Source organism: Pseudomonas sp. HMWF021 (genome assembly GCF_003061005.1).
Lineage (GTDB): Bacteria > Pseudomonadota > Gammaproteobacteria > Pseudomonadales > Pseudomonadaceae > Aquipseudomonas.
The window spans coordinates 1-19824 of the sequence record NZ_QAIK01000153.1 but is presented as its reverse complement, the minus strand read 5'-3'; the positions used below and the strand labels follow the sequence as shown (position 1 = coordinate 19824).

The 19824-nt window shown below is 59.3% G+C and carries 18 protein-coding genes and 1 pseudogene; 9 read left to right on the top strand and 10 right to left on the bottom strand.

Annotated features, from left to right (window positions below; translation table 11 throughout):
- Both DBR18_RS22015 and DBR18_RS22010 read left to right on the top strand, forming a co-directional pair.
- Positions 1-316, top strand: a 316-nt coding sequence (locus DBR18_RS22015) for an Hsp33 family molecular chaperone HslO (RefSeq protein ID WP_177482420.1), incomplete at its 5' end; no start/stop codon positions are given.
- 181 nt (positions 317-497) lie between these two features.
- Positions 498-2039, top strand: coding sequence for a phosphoenolpyruvate carboxykinase (locus DBR18_RS22010; RefSeq protein ID WP_108591897.1), 1542 nt, complete (start codon positions 498-500; stop codon positions 2037-2039).
- Positions 2040-2093: 54 nt separating this feature from the next.
- Here DBR18_RS22010 and DBR18_RS22005 read toward each other — a convergent pair whose 3' ends face one another.
- The 5 genes from DBR18_RS22005 to DBR18_RS21985 form a co-directional block, all read right to left on the bottom strand.
- Positions 2094-3359, bottom strand: a complete 1266-nt coding sequence (locus DBR18_RS22005; protein WP_108591896.1) for a type II toxin-antitoxin system HipA family toxin — start codon at positions 3357-3359, stop codon at positions 2094-2096.
- Complete coding sequence (locus DBR18_RS22000) at positions 3359-3847, bottom strand: helix-turn-helix domain-containing protein (protein WP_108591895.1); 489 nt, start codon at positions 3845-3847, stop codon at positions 3359-3361. The genes DBR18_RS22005 and DBR18_RS22000 overlap by 1 nt, the downstream gene beginning before the upstream one ends.
- Before the next feature lie 280 nt (positions 3848-4127).
- Positions 4128-4427: a hypothetical protein gene (locus DBR18_RS21995; protein ID WP_108591894.1), complete on the bottom strand. Its 300-nt coding sequence runs from the start codon at positions 4425-4427 to the stop codon at positions 4128-4130.
- Between the two features lie 375 nt (positions 4428-4802).
- Positions 4803-5930 (bottom strand): hypothetical protein, encoded by a 1128-nt coding sequence (locus tag DBR18_RS21990; RefSeq protein WP_108591893.1) that lies wholly within the window; start codon positions 5928-5930, stop codon positions 4803-4805.
- Positions 5931-6026: 96 nt separating this feature from the next.
- Positions 6027-6314: a hypothetical protein gene (locus DBR18_RS21985; protein WP_108591892.1), complete on the bottom strand. Its 288-nt coding sequence runs from the start codon at positions 6312-6314 to the stop codon at positions 6027-6029.
- Positions 6315-7209: 895 nt separating this feature from the next.
- Between DBR18_RS21985 and DBR18_RS21980 the strand changes: the two genes are divergently transcribed.
- From DBR18_RS21980 to DBR18_RS21970, 3 genes are all read left to right on the top strand, one after another.
- Positions 7210-9138: an ATP-dependent DNA helicase RecQ gene (locus DBR18_RS21980; RefSeq protein WP_108591891.1), complete on the top strand. Its 1929-nt coding sequence runs from the start codon at positions 7210-7212 to the stop codon at positions 9136-9138.
- A 211-nt stretch (positions 9139-9349) separates the two neighbouring features.
- Positions 9350-10573 carry a 3-hydroxyacyl-CoA dehydrogenase gene (locus DBR18_RS21975; protein ID WP_108591890.1) on the top strand — a complete coding sequence of 408 codons (1224 nt, stop codon included), beginning with the start codon at positions 9350-9352 and terminating at the stop codon, positions 10571-10573.
- A 31-nt stretch (positions 10574-10604) separates the two neighbouring features.
- Positions 10605-11036, top strand: coding sequence for a thioesterase family protein (locus tag DBR18_RS21970; RefSeq protein ID WP_108591889.1), 432 nt, complete (start codon positions 10605-10607; stop codon positions 11034-11036).
- 103 nt (positions 11037-11139) lie between these two features.
- Here DBR18_RS21970 and DBR18_RS21965 read toward each other — a convergent pair whose 3' ends face one another.
- The 3 genes and pseudogenes from DBR18_RS21965 to fdhD all read right to left on the bottom strand — a co-directional run bounded on the left by DBR18_RS21965 (position 11140) and on the right by fdhD (position 14882).
- Positions 11140-11622 carry a glycine zipper domain-containing protein gene (locus DBR18_RS21965; RefSeq protein WP_108591888.1) on the bottom strand — a complete coding sequence of 161 codons (483 nt, stop codon included), beginning with the start codon at positions 11620-11622 and terminating at the stop codon, positions 11140-11142.
- A gap of 207 nt (positions 11623-11829) precedes the next feature.
- Positions 11830-14046: pseudogene (locus DBR18_RS21960) on the bottom strand (FdhF/YdeP family oxidoreductase); the annotation flags it as partial.
- The gene (gene fdhD, locus DBR18_RS21955) at positions 14043-14882 is read right to left on the bottom strand and encodes a formate dehydrogenase accessory sulfurtransferase FdhD (RefSeq protein ID WP_108591887.1); all 840 of its coding nucleotides are present in this window, start codon (positions 14880-14882) and stop codon (positions 14043-14045) included. The pseudogene DBR18_RS21960 and the gene fdhD, both read right to left, overlap by 4 nt.
- A 188-nt stretch (positions 14883-15070) precedes the next feature.
- Here fdhD and lysM point away from each other — a divergent pair, with 188 nt between their 5' ends.
- Positions 15071-15511: a peptidoglycan-binding protein LysM gene (gene lysM, locus DBR18_RS21950; protein ID WP_007964669.1), complete on the top strand. Its 441-nt coding sequence runs from the start codon at positions 15071-15073 to the stop codon at positions 15509-15511.
- 103 nt (positions 15512-15614) lie between these two features.
- On the opposite strand, the gene yrfG is transcribed toward lysM, so the two are convergent.
- Positions 15615-16277 (bottom strand): GMP/IMP nucleotidase, encoded by a 663-nt coding sequence (gene yrfG, locus DBR18_RS21945; RefSeq protein WP_108591886.1) that lies wholly within the window; start codon positions 16275-16277, stop codon positions 15615-15617.
- A gap of 88 nt (positions 16278-16365) precedes the next feature.
- On the opposite strand from yrfG, the gene nudE reads away from it, so the two are divergent.
- Positions 16366-16932 carry an ADP compounds hydrolase NudE gene (gene nudE, locus DBR18_RS21940; RefSeq protein ID WP_108591885.1) on the top strand — a complete coding sequence of 189 codons (567 nt, stop codon included), beginning with the start codon at positions 16366-16368 and terminating at the stop codon, positions 16930-16932.
- An 11-nt stretch (positions 16933-16943) separates the two neighbouring features.
- Positions 16944-17771 carry a 3'(2'),5'-bisphosphate nucleotidase CysQ gene (gene cysQ, locus DBR18_RS21935; protein WP_108591898.1) on the top strand — a complete coding sequence of 276 codons (828 nt, stop codon included), beginning with the start codon at positions 16944-16946 and terminating at the stop codon, positions 17769-17771.
- Positions 17772-17816: 45 nt separating this feature from the next.
- On the opposite strand, the gene epsC is transcribed toward cysQ, so the two are convergent.
- Positions 17817-18743 carry a serine O-acetyltransferase EpsC gene (gene epsC, locus DBR18_RS21930; RefSeq protein ID WP_108591884.1) on the bottom strand — a complete coding sequence of 309 codons (927 nt, stop codon included), beginning with the start codon at positions 18741-18743 and terminating at the stop codon, positions 17817-17819.
- Between the two features lie 190 nt (positions 18744-18933).
- On the opposite strand from epsC, the gene DBR18_RS21925 reads away from it, so the two are divergent.
- Positions 18934-19824, top strand: an 891-nt coding sequence (locus tag DBR18_RS21925; RefSeq protein WP_108591883.1) for a D-cysteine desulfhydrase, incomplete at its 3' end; no start/stop codon positions are given.

Here is a 19824-nt window from a genome sequence, read left to right as displayed (position 1 = left end):
GGCCAGCACCCTGACTGCCGACGAATTGCTTAGCCTGGACAACGAAACCGTCCTGCACCGCCTCTACCACGAGGAGCAGGTGCGCCTGTTCGATGTGCAGACCTTGCGCTTCCGTTGCAGCTGCTCGCGGGAACGCTCGGGCAATGCGCTGGTCAGTCTGGGTCTGGAAGATGCGCAGGCACTGGTGGCCGAACGGGGTGGCGAAGTCGAGATCGATTGCCAGTTCTGCAACCAGCGTTACCTGTTCGACGCGGCCGATATTGCTCAATTGTTCGCTGGCGCAGGCGTCGACACGCCGTCAGATACCCGGCACTAAAACGGTTCAGCGCAGGTAAATTCACTGCGTAACGACGGAATTTCGCCGTTACGACGGGAGGACCCTACTCTTTTTGGGCTTTTCTGGCATAATCCGGCCCACTTTTTTCGCGGTAGTAGTGCACGACTTTCTACTACAAAACGTTTGGAGCACACTCGGCCACTGGCCGACGGGGAACCTCATGACGCAAGCCAATAACGCCGTGTACACCGATCTGAGTGTTGATGATCTGGTAAAAGAAGCCCTGCAACGCGGTGAGGGCGAGCTTGCCGATACCGGCGCTCTGGTCGTTCGCACCGGTCACCGTACCGGCCGTTCGCCAGTCGATCGTTTCATCGTTGAAGAGCCTTCCACCCAGGCCGCTATCGCCTGGGGCCCGATCAACCGCAAGTTCCCGGCCGACAAGTTCGACGCGCTGTGGGCTCGTGTCGAAGCGTTCAACAGCGCGCAAGAGCACTTTGTTTCCCACGTGCATGTAGGCGCGGCTGAAGATCACTACCTGGCCGTGAAAATGACCACCCAGACTGCCTGGCAGAACCTGTTCGGTCGTTGCCTGTTCATCAACCCGGCCCAGTACAACCCGGCTGGCCGTGAAGAGTGGCAAGTGCTCAACGTCGCCAACTTCGAGTGCGTGCCTGAGCGTGACGGCACCAACTCCGACGGCTGCGTGATCATCAACTTCGCGCAGAAGAAAGTGCTGATCGCCGGCATGCGTTACGCCGGTGAAATGAAGAAAGCCATGTTCTCCGTGCAGAACTTCCTGCTGCCGGCCGCTGACGTGCTGCCAATGCACTGCGCTGCCAACATCGGCGAAGAAGGCGACGTGACCCTGTTCTTCGGTCTGTCGGGCACCGGTAAAACCACCCTGTCGGCCGACGAAAGCCGTTACCTGATCGGTGACGACGAACACGGCTGGGGTGAAGGCGTTGTCTTCAACATCGAAGGTGGCTGCTACGCCAAGTGCATCGACCTGTCCGAGAAGAACGAGCCGGTCATCTGGAAAGCCATCAAGCACGGCGCCGTCCTGGAAAACGTTGTCATCGACGACGCCAAGCACGCCGACTATGCCGATGTCAGCCTGACCCAGAACAGCCGCGCGGCCTACCCGCTGGAGCACGTTGCCAAGCGTTCCGCGAAGAACCTGGGTGGCGAGCCAAACGCTGTGATCTTCCTGACCTGCGACCTGACCGGCGTGCTGCCGCCAGTGTCGATCCTCAACGAAGAACAAGCGGCCTACCACTTCCTGTCCGGCTACACCGCGCTGGTGGGCTCGACTGAAATGGGTTCGGGCAGCGGCATCAAGTCGACCTTCTCCACCTGCTTCGGCGCACCGTTCTTCCCGCGTCCGGCTGGCGAATACGCAGAGCTGCTGATCAAGCGCATCCGCGGCTTCGGCTCCAAGGTCTACCTGGTCAACACCGGCTGGACCGGCGGTGGCTACGGCGTCGGCAAACGCTTCAACATCCCGACCACCCGCGCCGTGATCGCCGCGATCCAGAGCGGCGCGCTGATCGGTGCCGCCACCGAGCACCTGGACACCATCAACCTCGACGTGCCACTGGCCGTACCGGGCGTTGAAACCAACCTGCTCAACCCGCGCAACACCTGGGCTGACAAGGCTGCCTACGACGAAGCTGCCAAGGCGCTGGCCGGTCTGTTCATCGAGAACTTCAAGAAGTTCGAAGTGAGCGACGCGATCAAGGCTGCGGGTCCGAAGTTGTAAGATCGGTTTGCAGCAATGAGAAAGCCGCCTCTAGGGGCGGCTTTTTTGTGGGCATTAAACGGCACTGAACGCCGTTGCCATAAGGTTCTGTTCGCGCTTGGATAGCCCCAATACACAAGCCACTTCCGGCCAGTTGCTGATCTCGGATTTAAAGTGCTCGATTATTTCTTCTGCATGTATCGAGCTAACCCGAAAATATCCCGCCACTTCCCTGGCCAGTTCCAGATCCAGTGCGTTATCAGCATCAGTGATGTTCAGCTTCAATCCATCAGCATGCGCCACCGGGTTCATGTCGTACGCTGCCGACAAGCGCCATCCCCGCCCAGGATCCAGAATAAAACCATGATTACGCAGGTGGTCATCGGTGTTGGATACCAGGATGTTGAAGACGATTCTCGACCATAGCTCGCGAAGGTCCGCATTGGGCTGCGAACCGTGTTCCATGAGTACTTCCGCCAACTCAAGGTAGCTGGCGCCTGTTGAAGCATCGTCGCCGTCGGTGCGGTTGGTCAGGGTCATGGCTGAGGCGAAGTGGTGGCGCCCACCGCGTTCGGTTCGATCAAAGCGTTTGACCAGAAAACAGTGGTGGTCGCTCGCATAACGTCGTGCCATGCCGGTTGCGACACGCAGCCCGCAGTTCACCGCCAAGGCGTTCACCAGCATTTCCCAGCCACCGACATCGTAGTCATCTCGCGTACTGGGGAACTTGGCGATCCACAGTTGGCCATACTCGTCGACGACACTGGCTTTCGGTCGGGCGCCGCCCAGTGAGCCACCCGGCGCGATGAGCATTCTCAGCCATTCGCGGCCATCGAGTGCGGTGTTGTCCGTGTCGTTTTCCAAGGCCAGACTCGCCTGCTCCAGCGCACGTAATTCAACAAAGGGTGGGGCAGCAACGCCATCGCGACCATCGAGAAAATTACCCTCGTCGTTGAGCTTGTAGCGCATGGCGCCGACGCGGAACTGGTCATGCACGCCAAGGAGATAGTCAGACTCCAATAGCTTGCTGCCCTTGGGAGCCAAACCGTCGCGGATATCCCTTTCCAAACGCCGCTTCATTAGCAGTTGGCCCCAACGATCGGGGCTTGAGTCAGCGAAGACACCAAAACGAGTCTGATGCTGATCAGGAAACTGACGTCCTTCGAAAAGCCCGATTCGTGGGTCCAGCTGTGTGAAGCTCAACTCAGGGTCGGCCAGCGCCGCGGGATCGTATTCAAATTCGAATACGCTGGCATTGCGTGTCTTATGGGCATGCAGGAAGCCGAGGCGCCTGGCGCCATTCAACGACTCCCAATCTGCATAAACAGCGATCAACGTCATTATTCACCTGTGGTGGAACCTGGCTTTTTCTTCTTCAACAGATTCGAGAGGGAGTGTGTGCTGAATGGGAAATCGGCCGGAAGTTTTGTTGTGGTAGCGGCATCGATGACGCTTGGAGTTCCGGTGTGGTCGGAAGCAGCTTTTTTTACCGCGCCGACTCCGCGTACTCGTTGTGGCTTTTTGATTTGAGATCTTGATGCGGGCATTAATTGGGCATCCTGTAGCTGGCGACCCATTTCATCGGTCGCGGCAAGCTGATTCAGGTCCTTTTCCAGACCCAGCACTTGCATGACCGAAAGATAGGCGCCGATGGTTACTCCTGATTCTCCCGACTCCAGATTGCGCAAGGTGGTCAGCGACATGCCTGAGCGTTCAGCGACCTGCTTTGCCGTCAGCTTGCGGCGCAGACGAGCCAGTTTCAGCCGTTCGCCAAATTCGGAAAGCAGTCGAGCAGAAGCAGGCAAAAGCGGCGCTGTTTTCTTGGCCATATGGCAGTATTCCTTCATTTTTTAGTCTTAACTGCCAGAATAATAGCACTTAAGCTGAAGGTCGCCGTTTGGCTTAACGTGGGCATGAACATCTCCAGTTAACTGCCATTATTCAAGCTGTTTTACATCTATACAGCTAGAATAATGCCACTTAAGCAATGTAGCTCGCTCCAGAGTTAGTGAGTGCTTTGATCGCTCAGGGTCGCTCCAATGTTTGATCAGGGTGTTATTGATCGCTCCCAGTCAAGACACGAGAGCGATCCGGATACTGTCAGCAGCCTCAGGCCGGGGCCTTCCAGCTGAGCATCTGCTGCTGTGCGACCTGCAACAGGTCACAACCATCCTGCGTCAGCAGATAGAGTGCGTGGGTGATGTGGGGGATGTCTTCGACGTCGGCCTGCTTGAAGCTCAGGCAGTAGAGGGTTTTCAGCAGGTCGCTGGAGGCGCGCAGGCGCTGGACGGCGCATTCGAGGATGTCTTGCGGGTTGGCGGCTGAATCGACGATCAGGGGTTTGGTGTCGGTGAGATTGGATTCGAGTGGGCGGTAGCGATCAGTGGTGAACGAGTTCCATGACTTCATTTTTCTTCTCTCTATAGGCGTTTCAAACGCCACCACCATCATGACCAAACGATGGGAGGTGGACTGTGTACGGGTTGGTCAACCAAGGAGAGAGATAAACCCCAGGTACGCCGAAGCGTCCCGAACACAGCCACCACGTAGCATGCCGCACTATAGATGTGCGGCAAGCATACAAGGGCATGCGCCGTTTCTCTCTCTCAATTTCAGGTGACCAAACCCGAGTCGCTGATTTGGCAGCGACCGTCACGACTATAGATTTGAGCTACCGGGTGGCGATAGGCGACAAGGCGTCCGTACTTGTAGGAACAGGACGAAAACCAGAGAGGCAATTGCTGTAGGTTTTTTCGCGACTAAATCGCCCTCCCCACACCGCCCTCAACGAATATGCCGATACGCCGTCAGATCCAGCACGCTGGTGGTCAGGCCGGTATCCGGCGCGTAAACCCCGCCCTTCACTGTCGAGAACGGCACACCTTTGCTGCCCAGCGAAACGTAGCGTTCGCCTTGATCCAGTTCGGTGAACCAGGTGTAGGAGCACTTTTCCATGGCCTTGTATTTCGCGGCATCCCTGACCATCGTGTCACCGAAGTTTTTCAGGGTGGCGTCGCTCAGGTCCAGGGTTTTGGTCAGCGGGGTACCCCAACGCTTAAGGCAGATTTCGGCGAAATGGCGCACAAACCGGCCGGGTTCGGCGAGCACTTTCGGGCCCGCGTTGCCGTCAGCCGCAGCGTTGCCGACCAGGGTGGCATGTCGCCCCGGGATTGGAAAAATGTGAGTTCGGGTGCCGGTGGCGGTTTGCGGGACAACGCAACTGAAACCTTTTGAGCGTTCGTCACGGGCGTAGAAGCCAACATACTCCTTGACGTTGCTGTTCAGTTTCACCCGATGCTCCTGAAAGTTACCGATACCGGGCACCGGATCGATCGCAAAAATCTTTACCGGGATGTTTTTCAAGGCACTGTCGTTGAACATGGCGTTGGCCAACATGTGGCAACTGATACCGCCGCGACTCCAGCCCACCAGATTCACTTGGGTTGGAATAACGCCATCCTTGCGGAAAGTCTTGATGATTTGTTCCTGCAGCTTCTGCTGGGTCACGCTGCGGTCGCCGTAGTTGTATTTTCGCCAAAACCAGGAGCCTTCGACCTTTACATCTTCAATAGGAATACCCGCCGCCTTGAGTCGGTTGTACTCCGCTTCGGTCAATTGCTCACGCTGCCAATCGCACTTGCCTTTGATGATGTTCATCGCGTGCAGTACGTTTTCTTCCCAGCCTTTGCCGAACAGGGTGCCGCTCATGCCGTAATCGCTGGATTTGGTGAACAGCTCGTCGGCCTGCAGATTACTGGTGCCGGGGCCGTCCACTACGATCCATTCGGCGAATTCGCGACCGGTGTGGTGGGACGCCAGGGTGGATACCAGTTCGCCGTCCCAGTAGTTTGCATTACTTGTGTCGAACTTGGTGGAACCGGTGCCGCAAAAGAAAATAGTCAGAGTTGTCATTGATATTGCTCTTGGTTGATGTAAGAGCAAACAGACTAGTTTTAAAACCTAACTATCAGAAGCACTTAGTTGTTGCACTATTTGTAGCCAGCATACTCATGCCGACTTCGTTAGTTGCATTTTTGCAACTTCCAACAGATCGCATCCATCCTGGGTCAATAGATAAAGTGCATTGACGATACTGGGGATATCCTTGACGTCGGCCTGCTTGAAACAAATGCAGTAAAGCGTCTCCAGCAGGTCGCTGGCGGCACGCAGTCGCTGGTGCGCGGCATCCAGCAGGTCGCCATGGCCGGCTGTGGTATCGATGACCAGCACCGAATTATCGCTGTAGTTGGTTTTGAGAGCCTGGTAACGAGAGTGCGGCGGGTTTTGCGTGTTCATGGTGGGACGTGTCCTGTACGAAGTCGCGCCAGCCACTATAGAAGTGCGTTGCAAACAGTCACAAGAGCGCTGATGTGGACAGATTTCGTAGGCGTTTTCACAAGTATCGGGCATTTGCCCTACAAGGTTTTTTGGCTTCTTAGAGGTGAATCCCTTAACGAGGAAATTTCCTACGCAATTCAAAGGCGTTTCCCGGTAAATCTCGGTGAGGCGCGCGCCAGAATTCGTAGGTTTTTTCCAAACGTCTGATACGTGGTTAAAGGGAATTGAGTAAGCAGAGGCTACGTATGGCCTCGATTTTATTGTTGTAGGCGAGTAGCTGTCCCACCACGTCGGCGGCTGATGCGGGCACCCCCACTTGTGATTGCTCCGCAGGCAGACCGGCTGGCACGAAGTGCTTGCCAGCCAGACGGGCGTCGATACCGCCTCACGCGCAGAAGTGCTGATGTTCGGAGCATATTCTGAATGAACAGCTCCGGGTCGCCCTGCAACCGTGCCCCCCGGATCCGCGAGCGTTAAACCACCGGAGCACTGCTCACCGTCACAATCGTGGCCAGTGGTGGAAGGTCATCAGGAACCCGCATGCAGCCCCCCAGAATCAGGGATGCAAAGATCAGGGCGAGGGGCAGTTTCATTCGGTTCGACATGTTCACTCCTTGGTGGGCATCCACGCGCATCGGCCTTCCTGGCTCGATGTCGGGTTTCGTGGATGGCCGCGCACGTTAACCTTGGGCCGACGGCTGTTGCGAGGAACAAAGTGTTTCCTTGTTTGAACCCTGAATGCGGCGGGCAGCGCTGTATCATTCCGAATTGAATTGCCCCCCGACCTTTTCTCGACTCGCTGCGATCGCCCGCTAGGCTGTTGGCATCACAGCGGTCAACGGAGTGACAGCGCATGCACAACACCCTGGAACAGGTTTTCGGTTATCCACAGTTTCGCCCCGGGCAGGAAACGGCCATCAGCGCGGTGCTGGCCGGGCGCTCGGCGGCCGCCATTTTTCCCACCGGGTCCGGCAAATCGTTGTGCTACCAGGTGCCGGCGTTGTTGCTGCCGCACCTGACGCTGGTGGTCTCGCCGTTATTGGCGCTGATGCAGGATCAGCTGGCATTCCTCAGACGTCATGGCATCAGTGCCGGCAGCATTGATTCGGCCCAGAGCCGCGACGACGCCAATGACGTGATGGCGCGCGCCCGTTCAGGTGAATTGAAGATTCTGATGATTTCGGTGGAGCGCTTGAAGAACGAGCGCTTTCGCAACTTTCTGCAGCAGGTGCCGATTTCGCTCCTGGTGGTGGACGAGGCCCACTGCATCTCGGAATGGGGCCACAACTTTCGCCCTGACTATCTGAAACTGCCGGACTATCAACGCCAGTTCAACATCCCGCAAACCCTGCTGCTGACTGCCACCGCGACGCCGAAAGTCATCGCCGACATGCAGGCCAGATTCGCCATCGCCAGCGAAGACGTGGTGACCACCGGTTTCTATCGACCCAACCTCAATCTGCTGGTGGAACCGGTGCGCGGTCAGGACAAGCGCCGGCGTCTGGTGGAGTGGATGAGCGAGCGTGCGGGCCAGCCGAGCATTGTCTACGTCACGCTGCAGAAAACCGCCGAGCACATCGCCGAACATCTGGGGCGAAACGGTATTCAGGCCGAGGCCTATCACGCCGGTTTGCCCAATGACCAACGCGAAGCGATTCAGCAACGCTTCATGGCCGGGCAGTCCAATTGCATCGTCGCCACCATTGCCTTCGGTATGGGCATCGACAAGAGCGACATCCGCAACGTGGTGCATTTCGACCTGCCCAAATCCATCGAAAACTACAGTCAGGAAATCGGCCGCGCCGGACGTGACGGGCAGCCGTCGGACTGCCTGGTGCTGGCCAACCGCGACAGCCTCAACGTGCTGGAAAATTTCGTCTACGGTGACACGCCGGAACGTGATGGGATTCGTTGTGTACTGGAAGAAATGCAGGCTGCCGCACCCGAAGGACAGTGGGAATTTCTGCTCGGGCCGCTGGCCGATCAGAGCAACATTCGCTCACTGCCACTCAAGACTCTACTGGTGCAACTGGAGCTGCGCGGCTTGATCGCGCCACGCTACGCCTATTACGCCGAATACCGCTTCAAATACCTGCTGGAGCCGCAAGTTTTGCTTGAGCGTTTTGAAGGTGAACGCAAAGACTTTGTCGCGGCGATCATCCAAACCTCCAGCCGCGCACGCACCTGGGCCACGGTGAATTTCGAGGCGATGTACACGCAGTATTCGGCTGAGCGCAATCGGGTGGTGACGGCGCTGGACTACTTTCAGGAGAAGGGCTGGGTCGAGCTTGAGAGCAAGCAGATGACCGAGGTCTACAACGTGCTGCACAGCGACTTCGACAGCGCAGTTTTGAGCGCTGAATTGCACGGATATTTCACCCGGCACGAGCAGACCGAAATCGCGCGGATTCACGCCATGCTCGAACTCTTCGCCACCGAACGCTGCCTGGGCTATCGCCTGGCCGAATACTTCGGCGACCACAATGCGCCCGAACATTGCGGGCATTGTTCGGTGTGCCACGGTGATATCGCCCGATTGCCGGCACCTGCGGAATTACCACCGCTTGTGGATAAAAACTTTGCGGCGCTGTGCGGTGATTTTATCCACAGGCACCAGCAGCACACCGGCGGAGTGCCAACGGCCGAGCGCCTGACGCGGTTCCTGTGCGGGATCAGTGTGCCGTTGTTTACAAAGCTCAAGGCGCGGGCGATCACCGGGTATGCGGCGCTGGAAGAGTATCCGTACGCAGAAGTCCGCCGTTGGGCTCAAGAGCATCTTTGATCTGTCTGCAGGAGCTGCCGAAGGCTGCGATCCTTTGATCCTGGTTTTCAAGAGCAAGGTCAAGAGATCGCATCCTTCGGCAGCTCCTACACGGTGCGGCTTCAGGGCTTATCCATGCGCTGAATGTCGCTCATCACGGTAATAAACTTCAAAAATGCCCGGCGCCTGACTATGGTGAAGGCTGTCTACGGGTCGCCAACAAGAGAACAAGATGAGCCAGACATCCTTCGATATTCAGCAAGCTGCAGTGATCGGTGCCGGCACCATGGGCCGTGGCATTGTCATGTGCCTGGCCAATGCCGGTGTCGCCGTGCAATGGGTCGATAACAATCCACAGATGCTCGAACAGGCACTGGCTTCGATTGCCGAGACTTATGCACACAACGTGCGACAAGGCCGGATCGATCAGGCCGAGGCGAATTCGCGTATCGCGCGGGTGAGTGCAGCGGTGGATTACGCAGCGATCCGCAATGTCGATCTGGTGATCGAAGCGGTGTACGAAAACCTTGAACTCAAGCAGAAAATCTTTCGCGAACTCGATGGCTTGCTCAAACCTGAGGCGTTGCTGGCGAGCAACACGTCGGCGCTGGATATCGATGCGATTGCCGCTGCGACACGGCGTCCGTCGCAGGTGCTGGGCCTGCATTTCTTCAGCCCCGCGCACATCATGAAACTGCTGGAAATCGTCCGTGGCGCGCAGACGTCGCCGAAGGTACTGGAAGCTGCGCTGGCTCTGGGCAAGCGCATGGGCAAGGTCAGTGTGGTATCGGGCAACTGCCACGGCTTTATCGGCAACCGGATGCTGCATCCATACGTGCTTGAGGCGCGCAAGATGCTGCTCGAAGGCGCTTATCCACAACAGGTCGATGCGGCGTTGCAGGGCTTCGGTTTCGCGATGGGACCGTTTCGCATGTATGACGTGGTTGGCATCGATCTGGAATGGCGAGCCCGTGAACTGGCCGGCAAGGGGCGGGATGCGCCAGAGGTTCAGGTCGACAACCGTTTATGCGAGTTGGGGCGTTTCGGGCAGAAGTCCGGTAACGGTTACTACCACTACGAGCCGGGCAGTCGCCAGGCCGAGCATGATCCCGAGGTGGATGCGCTGATATTGAACGTCAGCGAAGGCCTCGGCTTTCAGCGACGGGAGATTGGGTCCGAGGAAATCCTCGAGCGGTGCCTTCTGGCGCTGGTCAACGAGGCCGCGAAAATACTGCAGGAAGGCATTGCCGAATCGGCGCATGACATCGATCAGGTGTACCTCAATGGCTACGGCTTCCCGGCGGACAGAGGCGGCCCGATGGCCTGGGCGGATGATCAGGGGCTGGCGGACATTCACAAGCGCTTGCTGGCGCTGGAGACGCGACAGGGCGATCAATGGCGGCCAGCGCCACTGATTGGCGAGCTGGCGGCGCGAGGCAAAGGTTTTTACCTTTAAACTGGGCTGATAACTCAAGGAATCGACACCGATGTCCAGCACCATGGCGCAACGTACCGAATACCCGCATTTCCAGCCGATCACCACCCGCTGGCACGACAACGATGCTTATGGACACATCAACAACGTTACCTACTACAGCTTTTTCGATACCGCGGTGAACACTTACCTGATTCAGGTCGGTGGCCTGGATATCCACGATGGCGAGGTAGTGGGTTTCGTCGTGAGTTCATCTTGCGATTATTTCGCCTCGATCGCGTTCCCGGATCAGATCGAGGTCGGTCTGCGGGTCGGCAAGCTGGGCAACAGTTCGGTGCAATATGAACTGGCGGTGTTCAAGGCTGGCGACAGCGAGGCGTGTGCGGCGGGACGTTTCGTCCATGTGTTCGTGGACCGGGCGAGCAATCAGCCGGTACCGATTCCTGGCCGGTTGCGTCGGGTTCTGGAGCGTTTGCTGGTTTGATAACGCAAAAAAGATCGCAGCCTGCGGCAATTCCTACAGGGTTCGACTGTAGGAGCTGCCGCAGGCTGCGATCTTTTGATCCGTTGCCCGCCAGGCTCAGCAATCAACGGTGGTTGTAATACCGGTGATGCTTGCGATGGCCGTAGGCATGGCCGCGACCACGGTGGTCGTCGCGGTAGTAGCGACGGTGATCACGATCGCGATCGTAACGACGGTCGTCGTCGTTGCTCTTGTTGCCCATGTAGTTGCCCAGCGCGCCACCGGCACCGCCACCTGCTGCGGCGCCGATCAGGCTGCCGGTGGTGCCGCCCATGCTGCGGCCGACCACGTTACCGCCGGCTGCGCCCAGCGCACCGCCAATGGCTGCTTCGCCACGGCTGTGCTTGTTGGCGCCAACCGCGCTACCACCCGCGCCGCCCAGGGCTGCGCCAATGGTTGAACCTGTGCTGCCGCCTAAAGACTGACCGACGACCGAGCCAAGAACCCCGCCCAATGCGCCGCCCACACCTGCTTCGGTGGTGCCTCCAGCAGAAGCGAAGCCACTGACCAGGCCAAGGGACAACAAGAGAATCGAGGAGAACTTCATAGAGGAGCCTCAAAGGGATGACGGCGCGATCCTGAGGCTGTGTAACAAGGCTGACAATCGAAATCCGACGAATAACACGACTTGTATACAATTATGCAAGTTACTGTTTTGTATGCGGAACTTAAGCGATTTTCGCCGGTCTTTAGCTACTTCGGACAGGCCGCTTTTGTGAAAAAGCGGCCTTTTTTGTGGGTGTCAGAAAAGCAAAAAGATCGCAGCCTGACCCGCAGGAATATCAAACGCCAGCAAGGTAAAGCCCTTCACCCGACGCTCACGGCCATCGTCCCAGATCGACACGATGTCAGCCTTCTGCCCCGGGCGGAAGCCCAGGCGAATGATGTCGGCCTCGTTGGCGAACAGCACATCGCGCTGGCCCTTGACCCCGCGATAACGGTCGTCGAGACCATAGATCGTGGTGTTGTACTGATCGTGGGAGCGCATCGATTGCAGGATCAGGTCCGGCAGTTGCCCGGTGGCGCGGGTGCGCTCGTGCACCAGATCCTTGGGCAGCATGTTCGCGCGGAAGTTGGCCCGGCCCGAAGGCGTGTTCCACTTTCGCGCGCCAGCGCTGTTACCGAGGTAGAAACCGCCCGGGTTCTTGACCTTCTCGTTGAAGTCCTTGAAGCCGGGAATGGTGTCGGCGATCAGGTCGCGGATGCGCCCGTAGTCGGCCACCAGCCAGTTCCAGTCCACCGGTTTGCTCCCCAGCGTGGCGGCGGCGATGCCGGCGATGATCGCCGGTTCCGAACGCATCTGGTTCGACAGCGGCTGCAACTGACCGTTGGAGGCGTGAACCATGCTGAACGAGTCTTCCACGGTGACCGCTTGCGGGCCTTCGGTCTGGATGTCGATGTCGGTACGGCCCAGGCACGGCAGGATCAAAGCGTCTTTACCGTGGGCCAAGTGACTGCGGTTGAGTTTGGTGCTGATCTGCACAGTCAGGTCGCAATTGCTCAGCGCCGCAAAGGTACGCGGGCTGTCCGGGGTTGCCTGGGCGAAGTTGCCGCCCAGACCGATAAAGACTTTGGCCCGGCCCTCGGCCATCGCATGGATCGCCTCGACCACGTTGTGCCCGTTGTCACGCGGCACCTTGAACTGGAAGCGCCGCTCAAGAGAATCGAGGAACGCCACCGGCGGACGCTCGTTGATGCCCATGGTGCGGTCGCCCTGCACGTTACTGTGACCGCGCACCGGGCACAGGCCGGCGCCGGGTTTGCCGACGTTGCCGCGCAGCAGCATCAGGTTGGCGATTTCCTGAATGGTCGGCACCGAATGACGATGCTGAGTGATGCCCATCGCCCAGCACATGATCACGTTCTTGCCTTTGGCATACATGCGCGCCGCTTGCTCGATTTCCACAAGGGTCAGGCCGGACTGCGCGACGATCTGCTCCCACGGCGTGTCATCGACTACGCCGAGATACTCCAGCACGTTGGCGCTGTGGGCGTTGAGGAAGTCGTGATCGAACACCGCAGGCTCACCGGCCTTCTGCGCATCGCGCTCCCACTGCAGGAGGAACTTGGCCATGCCGCGCAGCACCGCCATGTCGCCGCCCAATGCCGGACGGAAGTACGCCGTGTTGGTCGGCTTATCGCCGTTGGTGAGCATTTCGATCGGGTGCTGCGGGTGCTGGAAACGTTCCAGGCCACGTTCTTTCAGCGGGTTGATGCACACCACTTGCGCGCCGCGCTTCACCGCTTCACGCAGCGGTTCGAGCATCCGTGGATGGTTGGTGCCGGGGTTCTGGCCCCAGACGAAAATCGCGTCGGCATGTTCGAAGTCGTCAAAGGTCACGGTGCCTTTGCCGACGCCAACGCTTTGCGCCAACGCCACACCGCTCGCCTCGTGGCACATGTTCGAGCAATCGGGGAAGTTGTTGGTGCCGAAGGCGCGTACGAACAGCTGATAGAGATAAGCCGCTTCGTTGCTGGCCCGGCCCGAGGTATAGAACTCGGCCTGATCCGGGCTCGACAGCGCTCGCAGATGCTTGCCGATCAGCGCGAAGGCATCGTCCCAGGCGATCGGCTTGTAGCGGTCGGTTTCGGCGTCGTAGACCATCGGTTCGGTCAGACGGCCCTGATACTCGAGCCAGTAGTCGCTCTGCTCCAGCAACGAGCTCACGCTGTGTTTGGCGAAGAACTTGCCGTCCACCCGACGCTTGGTCGCTTCCCAGTTCACCGCTTTGGCGCCGTTCTCGCAGAACTTGACCATGCCGCTTTCCGGCGAGTCACCCCAGGCGCAGCCCGGGCAGTCGAAGCCGCCGTTCTGGTTGGTCTTGAGCATCATGCGCAGGTTTTTCAGCGCGTTGTCGCTGGTCAACCACGCCTGGGCCACGCTGATCAGCGCACCCCAGCCACCCGCGGCACCCTTGTAGGGCTTGTAGCGCGGGACGGGTTTCTGGTCGGCTTGATGATGTTGGCTCACGCTTGATTCTCCATCGCTGGGCTGTAGACCCGCGGCGCATTCTTCTGCGGCAGGTGGATGAGATTGAGGTTGTGACGACGGGCCCATTGCACGGCAAGGCCCGTGGGCGCGGACAGGCTGACCAGGGTCTGTATGCCGGCGCGCAGGACTTTCTGGATCAATTCGAGGCTGCAACGGCTGGTAACAATTGCCACGCCGCCTTCTGTGGATATCTTCTGGCGGATCAGCCCGCCGATCAGCTTGTCGAGGGCGTTGTGCCGGCCGATGTCTTCACGGCCCAGCAGCAATTCACCGCTGGCGTCCATGAACACCGCCGCGTGTACCGCGCCGCAGTGCTGACCAAGCGGCTGGAATGCACCGATGCGCTGGCGCAGGCCGTCGAGCCATGCAGCGGGGGGCAGCGGTGCGCCGGGCAACACCTTGAGGTCGGGCAAGGCCTGTTCCACGGCTTCGACGCCACACAACCCGCAGCCGCTGGTGCCGGCTAACTGGCGGCGCTGCTGCTTGAGGTTCCAGAACGCACGGTTGGCGATGGTCACTTGCGCGTATTGCGCCGAGCCTGCGCCGGTCAGTTGCAGGTCATAGATGTCGGTGGCGTCCTCGATGATGCCGCTGCCGAGGCTGAAGCCGACGATGAAATCTTCCAGATCCGTCGGGGTCACCAGCATCACCGCCTGACTGATGCCGTTGTAGGCAATCGCCAGCGCGACTTCCTCGGCGAGCGCGGTGCTGGCCGATTCCGCGAGGGAAAGATCACTGTAACTGTAGGTCTGGCTGGCGGCAGGCGCGGGCGTTTCGAGTGCTGGCGCCGCGCAGGCTGTGCGCTTGGCGTTCATGGCATCACCGACGGATTGATCAACGCTAAGACTAGGCGTGGCAACTTGTCGCGTCTAATCGGTACTGTCGATCTATTGATAGATGGCGTCGATCAAGCCACTGCCGGGTCATTGGTCGGCCCGGAACCGGGTTGGTCTGGTGTGGTCTAGGCTTGGACGTCTGGAACCCAAATCAAGGAGTGTGCGCTATGAGTCTGTTTAGCTTTGTGAAAGAGGCCGGTGAAAAGCTGATCGACCTGCTGACCCCGGGCAATGCCAATGCCAGTGAGCAGTTGAAGGAACATATCAGCAAGGTCGGATTGGGCAATCCCAATGTTCAGGCAACCGTGGACGGCGACAAAGTAACGGTCACCGGTGAAGTCGCCAGCCAGGAGGAGAAGGAAAAGATCTTGCTGGCGGTGGGTAATATCGAAGGCGTCGGCAGTGTCGATGACCAGATCACCGTGACCGGGCCGGTGGTGGCCGCCGCGCGTTTTGTAGTGGTGAAAAAGGGCGACACCCTCAGCGCGATTTCCCTGGCGGTGTATGGCAACGCCAACCAGTACAACAAGATCTTTGAGGCCAACAAGCCAATGCTCAAGGATGTAAACAAAATCTACCCGGGCCAGACCCTGCGTATCCCCGAGTAACACATAACCCGTGTAGGAGCTGCCGCAGGCTGCGATCTTTTGATCTTGTTTTGTAAACAATAAAAGTCAAAAGATCGCAGCCTGCGGCAGCTCCTACAGGGGGTCAGAGGCCGACAATCAAATCGCGGTAGTCTTCAACTGCCGCAAACTCGGCGGTGTCCTTCGGCCCCTTGCGACTGTCCGGCTCTTTCACCGCCAACAGATGCGCCACGCCGAAATCCCGGGCGCTGCGCAGAATCGGCAAGGTGTCATCGATAAACAGGCTGCGCGCCGGATCAAAATCGATATCGGCCTGCAGGGCATCCCAGAACTGCGGATTTTCCTTGGGAAACCCGTAATCGTGCGAGCTGATCAACCGCTCGAAATAGGGCGCCAGTTCAATTCGTTCCAGTTTCAGCGACAGCGAATCGCGGTGCGCATTGGTGATCATGATCACCCGTTTGCCGGCACGCCTAATCGCTTCAAGAAAGGTATCGGCATCCGGCCGCAAAGCGATCAGGTGCGCGGTTTCCAGTTTCAGTTCGCGCACTGACAGCTTCAACTCGGCACTCCAGAAATCCAGGCAGTACCACTGCAACTGGCCGGCATGGCGCTCGAACAGCGGCTGCAGTTCCATCTCGGCCATGGCGCGACTGACACCATGCAGCTCGCTGTAACGCTGCGGCAGGTGTTCCAGCCAGAAATGATTGTCGAAGTGCAGATCCAGCAGCGTGCCGTCCATATCGAGCAGAACGGTATCGATGTCAGACCACGGTAAAGAAGGCATGGCAACGTCTCGGGCGGTAGAAAGATATCCGACACAAACAATCGGGAAAGCCGCGTTATAGTAGCGCGTTCACGCCAAGGAGCTTTGCATGCGCCAGAAACCCACCGTACTTGCCCGCGAGATTGTCGCCACCACTCGCCTGTTCTGCGTCGAAGAACTCAAGCTGCGTTTTTCCAATGGCGTGGAGCGCACCTACGAACGTCTGGTAGGCAAGGGCGCAGGGTACGGCGCGGTGATGATCGTGGCGATGCTCGACAGCGAACACGCGGTACTGGTCGAGGAATATTGCGGCGGCACCGACGAGTACGAACTGTCCCTGCCCAAGGGCCTGATCGAGCCGGGCGAGGACGTGCTGGCGGCGGCCGAGCGCGAGCTGAAGGAAGAAGCAGGTTTTGGCGCCCGGCAACTCGAACACCTCACCGAATTGTCGCTGTCACCCGGCTACATGAGCCAGAAAATCCAGGTGGTGCTGGCCACCGACCTGTACGAAGAGCGGCTGGAGGGTGACGAGCCCGAGCCGATGCGGGTCGACAAGGTCAACCTGAATGAACTGTCGGCACTGGCGCAAAACCCGCTGTTTTCCGAGGGCCGTGCGCTGGCGGCGCTTTATCTGACCCGGGATCTGCTGACCCAGCGAGGATTCTTTCAACCATGACCGCGACTTCGATGAGTTTCCCCCATCCGCTGATGAAACCGGTAGTTGAACTGGCCTTGCAGGCTGGCGCGGTGATTCTGCCCTTCTGGCGCGCGGGCGTTGAAGTCACTGCCAAGTCCGATGATTCGCCGGTGACCGCCGCAGATATGGCGGCACACCACGTGATCGTTGCCGGGCTGAGCGCACTGGATGCCAGCATCCCGATTCTTTCCGAGGAAGACGCCAACATCCCGCAAACCGTGCGCGCCGGATGGCAGCGCTGGTGGCTGGTGGATCCACTGGATGGCACCAAGGAATTCATCAGCGGCAGTGAAGAGTTCACCGTCAATATCGCGCTGGTGGAAAACGGTCGGGTGGTTTTTGGCGTGGTGTCGATGCCGACTACCGGACGTTATTACGTGGGCGGTGCAGGTCTCGGCGCCTGGCGTGGCGACAACGACGGTGCGCTTCGCGCGATTGTGGTACGCGACGCGCCGCCAACCGGTGAAGCGTTTACCGTGGTGGCCAGCCGTCGGCACTCAAGTCCCGAGCAGGAGCGCCTGCTGGCCGGACTGAGCGACAGCCTCGGCGATTTGCAACTTGCCAACATCGGCAGCTCATTGAAGTTCTGCCTGCTGGCCGAAGGTGCCGCGGATTGCTATCCGCGGCTGGCACCGACTTCGCAATGGGATACCGCCGCCGCGCAAGGCGTACTGGAGGGGGCTGGCGGTGAAGTGCTGGATCTCGACGGCGAGACCTTCTGCTACCCGGCGCGCGAGTCATTGTTGAACAGTTCGTTCCTGGCGCTTCCGGCAAAGGCGCCATGGCGCACAAAACTGCTGGAACTGGCACGCCGCTAGCGACTACCTGCGCCGGTCACCTCGCAAGGTGACCGGCGCCCTCGCCTACTTTTGCGTACCGTCATCATGCTGCAGGTTGGCTTGCGTCAGGTTGCTTCCCGCCGGCACGCTGCGGGTCAGCCAGACATTACCGCCGATGGTCGAACCCTGACCGATGGTGATCCGCCCCAGAATCGTCGCCCCGGCATAAATGACTACGTCATCCTCGACAATCGGATGTCGCGGATGGCCCTTCTGCAACTGTCCGTCCTCATCCGCCGGAAAGCGCTTGGCACCAAGCGTCACGGCTTGATAGATGCGCACACGCTCGCCGATGATCGCGGTCTCGCCGATCACCACACCCGTACCGTGGTCGATGAAGAAGCTGCCACCGATCTGCGCCCCCGGGTGGATATCGATACCCGTGGCCGAGTGCGCGATTTCCGCACTGATCCGCGCCAGCAACGGCAGCCCCGCGCGATACAGATGATGGGCCAGGCGATGGTGAATCACCGCCAGAATCCCCGGATAGCACAGCAGCACTTCATCGACGCTGCGCGCCGCCGGATCGCCGTGATAGGCCGCCAGCACGTCGGTGTCGAGCAAACTGCGCAAACCCGGCAAGGCCAGCGCGAAATCCTGAATGATGCGGATCGCCTTCGCTTCAACTTCGGTATCAGCCTGCGCGGTGTGGCGGGCGACATAACGCAACTCCAGGCGTGCCTGGGTCAGCAAGGCATTGAGCGCCGTATCAAGGGTGTGACCGACGTAGAAATCCTCACTTTCCTCACGCAGGTCCACCGGCCCCAGGCGCATCGGGAACAACGCTCCACATAGCGCCTCGAGAATCTCCGCCATCGCGGCGCGGGACGGCAACTCGCGACCACCCTGCTCGCCGCTGGCCCGGCCATTTTGGGTACGCCACTGATCTCGCGCGGCACGCAGCTGGCCGACGATGGTCTGCAATTGCCAATGGCTGGAACGCTCGCTCACGGTAAAGACTCCTCACGGGCGGCCGGACGGTCTGGCCGCGTCAACGGCGACTACTTTACGGCATGCCCGCGAGAACGAATCTAGAACCAATAGTGCTGGATCAAGCACGTTTGGCTATAAGCAATTCACGGTTGCCCCGGTAAAACCGCCTGCCTATAGTCCTGTCATCTTCCTCCGCCAGTACGGGCTCATGATCAAACAACAGCTGGAACGCTTTAACCGTCTCGACCTGCTCGGACAACCCACGCCACTGGAAAAACTCGAACGTCTGTCCGCCTGGCTGGGCCGCGAGGTGTACATCAAGCGCGACGACCTGACGCCACTGGCCATGGGCGGCAACAAGCTGCGCAAACTCGAATACCTCGCTGCCGACGCCCTCGCCCAGGGCGCCGACACGCTGATCACCGCCGGCGCCCTGCAATCGAACCACGTGCGCCAGACCGCTGCGCTGGCGGCAAAACTGGGCCTGGGTTGCGTTGCCCTGCTAGAGAATCCGCTGGGTACCGACGACAGTAATTACACCGGCAACGGCAACCGCCTGCTGCTGGACCTGTTCGACACCAGGGTCGAGCTGGTGGACAACCTCGACAATGCCGACGAACAACTGGCAGCACTCGCGGTGCGCCTGCGCAGCAATGGCAAAAAACCCTATCTGGTGCCGATCGGCGGCTCCAATGCCCTCGGTGCGTTGGGCTACGTGCGAGCCGGCCTGGAGCTGGCCGAGCAGATCAAGGACACCGGCCTGGACTTCGCCGCAGTGGTGCTGGCGTCAGGCAGTGCCGGGACTCACAGCGGGCTGGCGCTGGCCTTGGCCGAAGCCTTGCCGCAACTGCCAGTAATCGGCGTGACCGTCTCGCGCAGCGAAGAAGACCAGCGCCCGAAAGTGCAGGGGCTGGCCGAGCGCACGGCGGATCTGCTGGGCGTGCAATTGCCGGTGAACTTCAAGGTCCAGTTGTGGGACGAATACTTCGGCCCGCGTTATGGCGAGCCGAATGCCGGGACACTGGCGGCAGTGAAGCTGCTGGCGAGTCAGGACGCGGTGTTGCTTGACCCGGTGTACACCGGCAAGGCCATGGCGGGG